The sequence below is a fragment of the Methylovirgula sp. 4M-Z18 genome (assembly GCF_037890675.1).
GTDB lineage: Bacteria > Pseudomonadota > Alphaproteobacteria > Rhizobiales > Beijerinckiaceae > 4M-Z18.
Window position 1 is genome coordinate 2,801,354 of sequence record NZ_CP149574.1, and the last position, 12,060, is coordinate 2,813,413.

General features: G+C 54.8%; 7 protein-coding genes. 2 read left to right on the plus strand and 5 right to left on the minus strand.

Features of this window, described 5'->3' with window-relative positions:
* Positions 1-431: 431 nt before the first annotated feature.
* From V9T28_RS12980 to V9T28_RS12990, 3 genes are all read right to left on the minus strand, one after another.
* A complete protein-coding gene (locus V9T28_RS12980; protein ID WP_116399352.1) occupies positions 432-2,582 on the minus strand; it encodes an Ig-like domain-containing protein in 2,151 nt (716 codons plus the stop codon).
* Between the two features lie 1,144 nt (positions 2,583-3,726).
* Complete coding sequence (locus tag V9T28_RS12985; protein ID WP_116399353.1) at positions 3,727-4,677, minus strand: glycosyltransferase family 2 protein; 951 nt, start codon at positions 4,675-4,677, stop codon at positions 3,727-3,729.
* On the minus strand, positions 4,674-5,948 hold the full coding sequence (locus V9T28_RS12990; protein ID WP_116399354.1) for a glycosyltransferase family 4 protein: 1,275 nt from the start codon (positions 5,946-5,948) through the stop codon (positions 4,674-4,676). Before V9T28_RS12990 ends, V9T28_RS12985 begins: the two co-directional genes overlap by 4 nt.
* 772 nt (positions 5,949-6,720) lie before the next feature.
* Between V9T28_RS12990 and V9T28_RS12995 the strand changes: the two genes are divergently transcribed.
* Positions 6,721-7,821, plus strand: coding sequence for a hypothetical protein (locus V9T28_RS12995; RefSeq protein WP_147306391.1), 1,101 nt, complete (start codon positions 6,721-6,723; stop codon positions 7,819-7,821).
* Positions 7,822-7,853: 32 nt separating this feature from the next.
* Here V9T28_RS12995 and V9T28_RS13000 read toward each other — a convergent pair whose 3' ends face one another.
* On the minus strand, positions 7,854-8,930 hold the full coding sequence (locus V9T28_RS13000; protein ID WP_116399356.1) for a hypothetical protein: 1,077 nt from the start codon (positions 8,928-8,930) through the stop codon (positions 7,854-7,856).
* A 17-nt stretch (positions 8,931-8,947) separates the two neighbouring features.
* Positions 8,948-10,432: a class I SAM-dependent methyltransferase gene (locus V9T28_RS13005; protein WP_116399357.1), complete on the minus strand. Its 1,485-nt coding sequence runs from the start codon at positions 10,430-10,432 to the stop codon at positions 8,948-8,950.
* Between the two features lie 35 nt (positions 10,433-10,467).
* Between V9T28_RS13005 and V9T28_RS13010 the strand changes: the two genes are divergently transcribed.
* The gene (locus V9T28_RS13010; RefSeq protein WP_245423909.1) at positions 10,468-11,925 is read left to right on the plus strand and encodes a glycosyltransferase; all 1,458 of its coding nucleotides are present in this window, start codon (positions 10,468-10,470) and stop codon (positions 11,923-11,925) included.
* Positions 11,926-12,060: the final 135 nt, after the last annotated feature.

Consider the following 12,060-nt stretch of genomic DNA (forward strand, 5'->3'; position numbering starts at 1 on the left):
GCCAAGACCTCATTTGGGTCGCTGTCGGACAGGACGAAATCTGGAAACCCCAAACAGAAGGCCCGCAATCCCCCATCTGCACGCGGGAGGAATGTCACGTTCATTTTGCCAGCCAGATCGATGGGTTCGCAGGATGCCATGACTTGTCATCCGATCATACGAGGTACTCAATGTAAGAAAAGTTGACTAAATTGTGACGCGAGGTCAATTCCTCCAATGGGTGTAAGGCGAAAGAATGCGCAGCGTGGCTCGAATCGCGCACTTAATGCGCAAAATTGCCCAACATTGCGCGTCAGAGGTCCTCTTGCGACCTCAATCCTCAACTTCCCGCGTCCAATGTATCGGGGCATGCTGAGAGTTCTCTATCGCTCTTCGACGCATCTCGTCCGATGCATCCATATCAGTGCCCAATATTTCCGGCGTGTCTCATCTTACGCAAAATGGAAGTCATGGCTGTTGAGCGCCCCGAGCTGAGTATTCTTCAGGGTAAGTACATCGTTCGCTGTTGCGATAGTGACGTCCTGACCAACCTGCGCGGCATGCGAGAGCACGCTAGCAAAGCTGTCGAACTCGCTGGCGCTAAACTGGATAACATCATGCGTTGCGCCTGCCGGAACGAAATCCTTGATCGATTCATGTCCGAAGTTTTGCGCAAACACGAACGTATCCGGATGGCCTCTCCCAAAGAAATAATCATTACCCGACACACCCGCCAGAACACTGCCGCCTGTCGAGCCAACAATCACGTTTGCCGAGCTTGGTGCCCCGGCGCCGATATCATCAGCCCTGAAGGTATGCATATCATCGGACAGAACAGAGGGCGTGACAAACGTCCAATGACCATCAGCGCTCGCAGTTACTGTACCGATATAGGTTTGGCCGTCATACATCTGAATATGACTGTCCGCGGTAGCCATCCCTTTGATGATGAGCTTATGAGGATCATGACTCGGCGCGCCGATGGTTTCGCTGAGCGTCGCACTGGGCGCGCTGGTCGTGCCCGCGATATCGGTCGCCGCCGCCGTGAAGTTGTGAAGTCCATTTGCGAGCTGGCCGGTGTCGAAACTCCATTTACCAGTGCCATCCACGACCGCGCTGCCAAGGGGCTTGCCGGAATCGAAAACATTAACGGTGCTGTTCACCTCGGCAGTGCCCTGAAGGACAATATCCTTAAGAGTGGTCGTGCTGCCAACGGCATACCCGTCCTGCGATTGGGCCATCATCGTTGGTGCGCCGGGGACATGCGTGTCTATCGTGACTGCAAAGTCTGCGGATGGCGCACTGGTTCCCGACGCCGTCGTATCCGTTGCGGTCAGATGGTGATTACCATCGCTCAGTGTTTGGGTGGTGAACGTCCACTGGCCGTTTGCATCCGCCGTTGTTGTGCCAACCTGCGTCGTCCCATCAAAAACTGCGAGCGTGCTGTTCGCTGCAGCCGTCCCGGTAAGAGTCAGCTGATTGGCATTGGTGATGTGATCACCAACGATTCCCGTATCTGGCGAAAATCCGCCGATCACGGGCGGACTCAACGGTGAACCGCCAACAATCGGGGGAGAACCGGCGCCAAGCGGGGTTTCGGTATTGTCTCCCGCAATGAGATAGCCGTCACTCATATCGACATTATGAGTATAGGTTGCCTGAACGACACCCGACGAGCCGGTATAAAATGCGCCGTATGCACCGCTATTTGCATTGTTGAAGCCGTTTACGGATGCAACGAAATTATTCTCAACGACACCGCCTGTCGCGCTATGTCCTGAACCGACATAAAAGCCTATCAAATATGATGAACCTCCCGGCAAAGCGGAGATCACCGTATTGTTGGCCACCGTACTGTGATAGAAATTCCCGCCGTCATCAAAAAAGGCGATCGCAGCGCCCAACCCAATCGGAAATCCTTGGGCATTTTGCGTCGCGCCACTGTATATGGTGTTGTAAGCGATCAGGGTCGTGGCGGACGGGTTATTACCGCCCGTTACGTAGATCGCATTCGCATGCGCGCCAGGGGACCAAGCGAACCCTTCCATTTCGTTGTAAAGCACAGTCAAAGGGGCTCCGCCACCCGCATAGATGGCGGCGGGTGCATTCTTGATCACGCTGTATTCGACAGTGAGTGGTGTCCAAACCTTAATCAATTGAAAATTAGGATCTGACGCCATCCCGCCGCCGTCAAACGTGCAATTTTGGACAACCAAATTGGCGGTCGCGTCCACCGTGCTTCGGATATTCACGCCGGTGGTCGCGGCACAATTACTGATCGTGACCGTGCCAGTTGCGTCACTGTTGACCATGACCGTGTAGTTCGTCAGGTCGTAACCGTTCAGTGTAACGTTATTGCCGTCGACATAGATCACACCTTGTCCTAACGTCACTCCTGCCGGCAGGTCATTCACCGTTGGTGTTTGGAGGACTGTGTTGGGAGTCACGCCGACAGCGTAGTCTACGCCCGCAACTTGCCACGCCGGGCGGCTCGCATAATTGTTCAGAAGACCAGGCTCCTGCAGGACACCTCCGGCTGCTCCTATAGATCCATCACCATTCGGCAAACCGAGCGGATCAGTGTAAGCAGTGTTTACCGACATTGGCGCCTCCGTTGCGTTAAGTGAGATCTTGGGTTGGGGCAAAACTGCAAGCGCTCATCATATCTTTTTGTTTTCTTCCGTGCGCACGATTGCCAGCAACGTGTGAAAACGCTGGCGAAGCACGCGCTTCGCTTCTTGTGGCTTTCGAGCCAAGGATATTCCATTTTTGTGGGATCGTACCGCCGTCATTTCGTGCAGAGCGCGCGCAGCCTGAGAAGGCGTCACTTAAGAAATAAGCTGATGTTTCGACGCGGTAAGTATCGTTCCGCCCATTGGACGCGCATAGGTAGCAATCTGCAAGATCCGTGAAAATTTGCCAACCGCCAACGCCCATCACAACACGCCTCAGAAAATATTCCACTCTGCGCGCGACCCTTATATCGGCACAACTGTCGAGTCGTTGAAGGGATATAAATGCTTTTGGTTCGTCCGCGCTCGATGTGACAACGGATGCTATACTGAATTTTGAACTCTTCACGGCGACCGTCCCGCTTCTCGACGTGATGCCGAAAAAACCGCCCATTCCAAACAGCTTGTGCCACCGCCTTGGCGACCTATTGGTTGCCTGAGTCAATTCGGGCCCCGCTCGTTGCGTGTTTCGCAAGCGACACTCATCAATTTTATCGAAAGTGCACCCGCGCGGAATCTGATCGCTACAATACCCGTCAAGTTGGCAATAGCGACATTTGCGGCGGCGTTTTTAGGGCGATTTTTTGGTTTCTTCAAGGCGAGCCCTCGCTTCGCCATCCGGGACGATGGATGAGAGAGCGAGATTTCCCCTCCGCTCCACGACTATAGTACCACTTTATCAATAGGCTACGTGCGGCCGATGACACATCGCCCGATTAGCGCGACTGAGCAAATATTTGGAGCGCGATTGTACCGATCAGCCAGAATGTTCGACGTATGTTCAATCTGCCGGTTGCCCGAATCACTCGACGCCGATCGTGGACGGCCTAAACTTTTCATTCTCCCAGTGGGCATTTTGCAATTTCGCAAAAGCGGCCGACGTATACTTCCACGTAGGCAGGACGTGTCTGGCAATGGCTCCGTGTGTCGACCAGAGGCGCAGCGATGGCTCACGCACCAACAGAGCTTTGTTGTCCGCGTGTTTCGGGCCAAACGGCAGGACAGAGCAATGGGACTAGCCATGAATGCTGCGCGCGCAAATGTCTTTGAGACCGGCCCAATGATTTGCGATCTTTCTTTTATCGACTTCATCTGCGCTTACAACGCGCTTGGGCAACAGTGCAGCCAGCCGGATGACATAAAATAATAGAAGCATGTAGATCCCAACCAGCGCCTTGGGCTTCGACCAATGCTTTCGCATATATCGCACAAACGATGCATTCGCGATTTGAGCGCGGCGGGCGCCGAGCTTAACGGCGCTAGCTCCGCCAAAGTGGATGATCTGCGCATCGGGCATGAATCGATTCTTCCAACCCTTCGCCCGAAATCGATAGCACCAATCTGTCTCCTCTGCATACATAAAGAATCCGTCGTCTAACACACCGGCTTCGTCAATCGCCTCCCGTCGAACCAGCATATAGCACCCTGTGACGACATCGACCTCTCGTGCATCGTCTCTTGGCCACCACGTCATTTGTTCACGCCCAAAGAAACGGCTCTTTGGAAACAGCTTGTATAAGTATGTCGAGAACAGAAACGCGTTCAGCAACGATGGAAACATAAAACAGCTGCACTGCAGACTTAAATCGGGATTCAAGACGCGGCACCCAAGGGCCGCGGTATCCGGATGAGCGTCGGAATATGCCACGGTTTTTTGAATTGCCCCATCCAATACAATCGTGTCGCTGTTGAGCAGCAGGATATGACGCCCCAATGCGATCGCGAAGCCCTGATTGTTCGCTGCTGCAAATCCGACATTCCGAGTGTTTGCGATGAGGATCACGTCAGGAAATTCACGACGCACCATCGCGACAGAGCCATCAGTAGAGCCATTGTCGATGACGACGATCTCAAATTTTACATCGCTGATGGTGGAATAAACTGAGTCGATGCAATCGCGTAGCAGGTCAATTGTATTCCAATTGACGATAACGACAGAGACATCGATCTGCGATGCATTCATCATTGCAACCTCTGACGTTCATTGAGCCCAAGATCGCAGTTGTTTGATTGGGCTTCGACGTCGCTCAATGTCGCTTCGTCCGAAAGCTTGAGGTAGAGTTCCTCCATGCGGCGGACCTTTTGAGTCCAAAGCGCAACGGTAGCGGCACGAAGGCGCGCACCATCACCGAGCATCAGCCGGAGTGCCCGATTCATGGCAAGATGCCGGATGGCGTCTGAGATTGCATGCGCGAACTGATTTGGGTCTACCGGCGTTATAAGTATCCCACTTGTCTCGTCCACAGCAGCCCCCGGCCCGCCGCGATCGCAGGTCACGATCGGTAAGCCCCAGCCCATCGCCTCGAAGACGGCATTCCCCCCAGGCTCGCGATAGCTTGGAAAGACAAAAATGTCGGCCGATTGATAGAAGCGATCGACATCTGCGCGTGCCAGGCGCCCATGAAAGATCACGCGTTCTGCGAGCCCCAGTTTTGCCACGAGATCTTCGCATATGGCCCGGTCAAATCCGTCCCCGACAACGTCGAGCACCAAAGGCAAATCTTTCAATAGCGCCATGGCCCTGATCGCGTCACGGATCCCCTTGGTGCGGATAACTCGGCCCACATAAAGAAGTCGGAGCGGGCCAACGCGACCTGAGCGATCGACGGCGTCAGGAAGCGCCTCGAGACCCGTTTCGCTTAGAATTTCAAACCTGCGGACGGGTAGACCTGATAGGAATGACCGAACATATGGCGCTATGCCAACGACGCAAGACGCATCCGTATAGGTTTGCCGCAGCCATGGGTCGAACCGCATTCTCAGCCTATCAAGCCGACGCAGTCCGACGTACCAGGGAGCCGTGTCGCGGTCACCTTTGAACCCTTCTGGGGAATCAAGACTTCCGCCCACTGGCCCTATAAGATATCGAAGACCCAATCCCGCGAGGGGGGAAGGGTAACGCATGGCAACGGGAAGGATCTGATGGGCCAGATCAAATTTCTCACCTTGGGCCAATGCGCGCCGAATCCAGCCGCGCGCTTTGATATAGAATGGAATATAACCCGGCTTGAGCAGGCTATTGAATCGCTCTACCCTGCTGAATAGTGACGGTTCTGTCCACTCCACAACGCGCAGCCCCGGAAGCTGGACTGATGCCGGGAGCTTGCTGCGTTTATTGTATGTCAGGAGAGTAACATCGTTACGAACAGCAAGCCGCTTGACCCACTGATATGCAACCCAGGCCTCCCCCACATCCTGGCCGTCGCACGTTGGTGCAATCAGTAGCAATTTCCGCACAGACCGACCTCCCGAACCGTCTTCACATCGAGGCCTCTCCCGCCGTTCAAAGGGTCGCAAAGCGGCGACCGTCGTGGCATTTGCGGCGCATTTAATCTAATAATAAATCCCCTGGAACTCAATATATAATTGCAATTCTTTATTTGACCATTTATTTGAAAGGATTAATTTCCTCCTACGGGCTCACGTGCGCGCCGGAAAGTGGCAACCGCGGGCCAGACGGCGCTGCACAAGCGTTCGTGCCGATGCGGGTCGGATTATGAACGTGGTCCGGCACCGACAATGGCAGCGCCTAGGAACAAGGGAATATCTTCGGCGCGATTTGGGTTTGATCGGTGACGGCGGCCTCAGGGGCGCTATTCGTGACATTACTCCTCATTGGCGATACGCCGCGCGAACTCAATAGGCGTCACCCGCCAGAGCTTCCCCCTGACCAATCCGCGCCTCAACTTCCACTTTTGGATATGCAGGCATCCGCCGAAATATATGTATCTCGACGAGATTGGAGTATATTAATTTAAATTCAATAGTGATATTTTAAATCGCTCCCGATATTTTCACGCCCGATTTCGGCCTGCGAGGCGCCGTCGTGATCAATAGTACAAATCGTTCTGGGCTAACTTTACCGCCCACAGCCGGATTAACGACTGACAGCCCACTACTCGGCCCACGCTATTCCATCGTAGCCTGGCTCGCCCTAGTCCCCGTGCTTTTGCCGCCACGAGAATTGCATATAGACGCCGGAGTCAATTTTACTCCCGGTCGCATATGCGTGATCGTTTTGTTAATTCCGGCCCTTGTCAATTTATTGTTCAGCGGTCAGCGCACCTCCTGGGCCGATTTCTTTGCTCTCGCGACCGCGGTGTGGATACCGGTGGCGGCTATGTTCTCGAAGGGCACCGACGCACTTTTCACGGCCGCAGGGGGCGAAAGTCTTGAGTTTCTGGGAGCCTATATGGTGGGCCGAGCTTTTCTTTGGCATCCAGCAGCTCTTCGAAATTTCCTTAACGTATTGAAGTTCGTTATCATTGTTCTGTTCTTCTGCGCACTGGCCGATCGGATTTCGGGACAGTGGATCATCGAAAATTCGCTCGCATCCTTCGTCAATATTGTGCCCGCCGGTGCAAATTATAGAGAGGGTGTCGTACGAGCGACTGCGACACTCGACCATCCGATCCTGCTTGGTGCGTTCTTCGCCTTGGCTTCGGCGCTATTCATCTATTCGAACATGAGTACGCTCAGCCGGGCATTCTTTCTCCTCGTCTGCTTATTTGGAAGTTATCTGTCACTATCCTCAGTTTCGCTGATGGTGTGGTGCATGATTTTGGGCGTGTACCTCTATGATCAGTTCTTGAGCGCCGTCTCTCGCCGTTGGACCTTGTTCTGGGGCGCGACATTCATGTTCATCTGTTTGATCGTTGCGACCACGAACGCGCCCCTCGGGTGGATCATTACACATATGACGTGGGATCCCGAAAGCGGCTATTTTCGTTATTTAATTTGGAATGCCGCTTTGGAGCGAATTCACGAATCGCCATACATCGGTTTTGCGTTCAGCCCCCTGAACGACGACATCCTCGACACGACCATCGACAGCGTGTGGTTGGCTTCTGCGCTCAGGTTTGGGGTCCCAATGATTGTGTGGCTATTTCTGACCAATCTTGCTGCGATTTGGCCAACACGTAAGATACGGCCTGATCTTGATGATGCAGCCTTCCTCAAACGAATGAACACTGGCTTCGCAGTTATGCTGCTCATGTTCATGTTCATCGGCCTGACTGTCCATTTTTGGAATTATATGTGGGTTTATTGGGCCTTATGTCTCGGGATAAAAACGTCACTCAGGCAAAATCTTGCCGGGAACAAGGGGTAAATCGCGCACTGCAACTTTCATCAGTCCGCACATCACCGGGACGGTGATGTCGTCCGTTTGTGACTTTGCAGCCCCGCAATCGTCCGCCCAGTATTCATATCAACGTTGGCGCTGTAGTCTGCTTGTTCCAACCCTGGCGACCTTGGATAGAATGCACCAAACGCGCCGCTGTCCGTGCGGTTAAACCCGTTGACCGACGCCAAGTAATTGTAAGTGATCTTGCCGCCCGTTGCACTCGCATGAGTTGGCACATAAAATCCAATGAGATAAGAGGCAGCGCCCGGCAGTGCCGCGATGACAACGTTGCGGGAGACCGTGCTGTTGTAGAAATTTCCGCCATCACCAAAGAAAGCGATAGCGGCGCCGATCCCAACGGGAAGGTTCTCCTCGTTTCGGGCTGATTGTGAGTAGATCGTATTGTATTCAATGATAGCGCGATCGGCCTTGTTATGCGTCCCCCGGATATAAATGGCGTTGGCGTGTGCCCCAGGCGACCAGGCGAAGCCTTCCAGGAGATTGTAGCGCGCGATCAAGGAAGCACTGCTCTGGATCCCCCCTGGCCCGTTCTTGATCCAGGAATATGTGACGGTTAGCGGACACCACACCTTGATGATCTGGAAATTGGGATCGCTCGCCATTCCTCCTCCGTCCAGCGTGCAGTGGCTGACAATGACCTGAGCTGTCGCATCGACGGTGCTTCTAATGACAACACCTTTGGACGCTCCACAATTCTTAATGGTTACGGTCCCGGATGCTGAGTCGTCGATCATGACTGTAAGATCGGTGAGATCATAGCCATCGAGCGTGACATCCGGACCGATGATGTGAATTGCCTCGGGACGCAATGCTGTGCCCTTGGGAAGATTTTCCGCATTTGGGGCCTTGAGCAAGACTTGCGGAGGAACCCCGACCGGATAGTCAACGCCTGCCACCTGCCATGGGGGACGCGCCACAAAGCCTGCCAAAAGTGCCGGATGTTGCGGAGCACTGTGAAATGCGCGTTGCGAACCTTCACCAGCGTCGCCAGCCCAAGGGGCGGGGCCTGGAACGGTGCTGACCCAAACAGCGATTGCAATGATCGCGAGAGCGGCGCGCATGAATGGGCTCATCGGGATCTGCCGTCGTCTCAAGCGGCGTGACATGCCCCCTGCTCCACGCGTGTCGCCTCAACAATGATCGAAGCGGCGAGCGGAAGTGACAGTGATGCAGGTAGATAGCCGCCGATTCCTGACGTCATCAGGTCTCTCCCCTCTTTAGGGTCTGTCGCAATTCCGAACGCCTTGTCAACCCTGAACCCCACTTCGGCACACCAGTTTCGAATGGTTCTGGCCGAGCTGAAGTGCATTCCAGTGGATTTGTAATCATTCAGCAGCGGCAGCCGCGAACCGTTTCTGAATCGGCGCCAAAGCGCCCGAAGCGACATCATATTGGGTGTTTGGACGATGAGCGTCGCGTTTGGATCCATCAGCGCATGCGATAAGGAGAGAAGCTGTTGCGGCCTCGGCGCAAGATGCAAAACGTTCAGGCAAAGAACGCAGTCAAAGCGCTCATTGCAACGTGACACGACGCACGCGATCTCGTCGTAAATCATCTCGACACCGTCGGCCTCTGCCCCACCCGCAATGATCGGGTCCAGGGGAATCGCGACAACATGCAGACCCCTGTCTTTCGCGATCCATCGTTCGGTCGCCCCGGCGGCGCAGCCAATGGAAAGGATGTTCCGTGCCGTCTTGGGAATGCGCGCGGTCACCTGCTCGTCCACGGGCTCGTAGTAGTCCTTTGAATACGCACCGCGCCAAAGCCGTGTCTCGGTAGGAAGCAGCGGCTTGGCCTGAGAACCGTTCCCGGCGATATGCAACAAGGCGTTCGTTTGGTGGCTGAATTCCTCCGCTGTCACGCCCATCTTTCCCACATAACGGTTGGACATGTGATGGACCGTGAATAGGTCCAAGTGCGAAACGGGGATCAATTTTGTTAAGCCGCACTGGGTATAAGGATCGGTCGCGGCCGTGCATAGCAGATCGTATCTTCCCTCGTGCGGAGCGACATCGAATCCGCCAGACTCCAGTACTTTCTTAAGTTGCGTTCGGCTCAAGACGTAGCAAGCGGCATGCTCGTTGGTGAAATGGGCAAGTGTATAGTCGCCCCGTCGTCTGACCGATAATGGGGTCCAGTGAAAATGCCCGTGCACATCGGGATAGCTTCGCGCGCCGTCACCTCCAAACTCAACGCGTAGAAAGCCTGCTATTTCGTCCTCTTCCAGGCTCGTGGTCACCTCCAACCAAGCCCGAAGACTCGGCTCAGCGATCAGAATGTCGTCTTCCGAATAAATGAACAGATCATAGTCATCCCGCCGATCGACAAAAAGTTTCTTGTGGCCGAAGGGTAACGACCACGGATTCTTGGCGGGCAGCCCAACAAGACATTCCACACCCGGTGCGGATTTGTAGATGTTAGACAGAACCACAATATCAATATCAAACGACATCGAGCGATACTCGCGAATGATTCGCTCGAGAAAGCGATCGTTCGACGTCCCGTAGCTTGCGATCGCCACCAAGACACGGAGCGATTCCGCCCGAACGTCTTTGGCTTTCAAACCCAGCTGCATAGCGCTTTTCCCTTGGCCCAAGGGCTCCTTATTGAATGGAACAATATAAAATAATTTATTTGCATTTTAAATCGTTATCATTGAAAATTGACTATTATTTAAATAGTTGGGTTTTCCAGACTTTGTCTGGTCTGTGTCGAGCGAAGGGTCCCCTTGGAGCACTGGCAGGCCAAGCGCTCGAAGCAGCAAGAAGCATCTTTGGCAACGGTGCCCGCATGAACGTTCTCGTTTACCCGCATTCCATGGAAATCGGCGGTTCGCAACTCAACGCCGTGCAGATCGCCGGCGCTGTGCGCGACCGAGGTCACCAGGTTATCGTCGTTTCGGAGCGCGGCCCCCTGGTGGCGCGCGTGGCGGCGCTCGGGCTCGAACATATTGAAATTCCACGCGACCGGGCACGCCCGTCGCCGCATGTCATTCGACTGCTTCGCGACGTGGTCAAACGACGAGCCGTGGACGTAGTGCACGGGCACGAATGGCCGCCCATCGTTGAAGGGTTTCTTGGTGCGGGGCTTCTTGGCAATGCCGCTCTGGTTGGAACCGTTATGTCGATGTCGGTCGTCTCTTTCCTGCCACGCAGCAGTCCGTTGACCGTTGGCACCGAGATGATCCGCAGCGCCGCGACCAGGGCGGGATATCAATCGGTCACGTTGCTTGAGCCGCCGGTCGATACGCTTGCGGATAATCCATCGGTTGATGGGTATGCGTTTCGCATTGGACACGGGATTGCTCCGAACGACATCTTGGGCGTCATGGTGTGCCGGCTGGTCCCTGATCTCAAACTCGAAGGGCTGCTGAGTGCATGCAGCGCAGCTGGCCAAATGGCATTCAACGGAGCCCCCTTTCGCCTGATGATTATCGGTGATGGGCCAGCAAAAGGGCAAGTCGTGGCCCGCGCAAACGAGGTCAATGTCGCTGCAGGGCGTAAAATCATTGAACTTGCGGGCGAGATGCCGGATCCCCGCCCCGGCTATGCTGCCGCCGACATTGTCATCGGCCAGGGCGGCTCGGCATTGCGCGGCATGGCTTTCGGCAAACCACTCATTGTCATCGGCGAGGAGGGTTTCAGTGAACTCCTGACGCCGGAGAGTGCGCCAACCTTCCTTCGCCAGGGCTGGTACGGGCTCGGATCGGGTTCGCGCGGTGCCGGCGTCGCGGCGTTGCACGCGGCTCTCGAAGCGACCGTTCCTTCTTCGGCCTACCGCCGATCACTGGGATTGTTTGGCCGGACGTTGGTCGAGGAGCGCTTCAGCCTCATCAATGCGGCTCAGAAGATGGAGGAGACATACCTGTTGGCCATGCGCAACAAACCTTCCGTCGGTCAACGGCTGATCGACGGCGCACGGTCGGTCCACCTCCTGACCGGCTACAAGCTGCACCGAAGGTTTCAGAGATGGATTGGGACCGCCAGCCGTGATGATAGCAACGCCCGCGGCCGAATCTCGACCATTCTTGCTTCTGGTCAAATTGGTGGAACGACACGTAATAGCTGATCGTCAGCAAAGAAAAAGCTGCCATGGTATCTGGCCATTGTCAGCCCTTTGCAGACGGGTGGATTTATATCTGAAGTCGATCTACGCTTTGTGAGTGCAGGAACACAGGCATCGCACGACCATCGTCCCATTTCG

What these genes read in the sequence shown, in the direction of transcription:
- V9T28_RS12980 (WP_116399352.1), bottom strand. Translation starts at nt 2,582, where the DNA reads ATGTCGGTAAACACTGCTTACACTGATCCGCTCGGTTTGCCGAATGGT.
- V9T28_RS12985 (WP_116399353.1), bottom strand. Translation starts at nt 4,677, where the DNA reads ATGATGAATGCATCGCAGATCGATGTCTCTGTCGTTATCGTCAATTGG.
- V9T28_RS13000 (WP_116399356.1), bottom strand. Translation starts at nt 8,930, where the DNA reads ATGAGCCCATTCATGCGCGCCGCTCTCGCGATCATTGCAATCGCTGTT.
- V9T28_RS13005 (WP_116399357.1), bottom strand. Translation starts at nt 10,432, where the DNA reads ATGCAGCTGGGTTTGAAAGCCAAAGACGTTCGGGCGGAATCGCTCCGT.
- V9T28_RS13010 (WP_245423909.1), top strand. Translation starts at nt 10,468, where the DNA reads ATGGAACAATATAAAATAATTTATTTGCATTTTAAATCGTTATCATTG.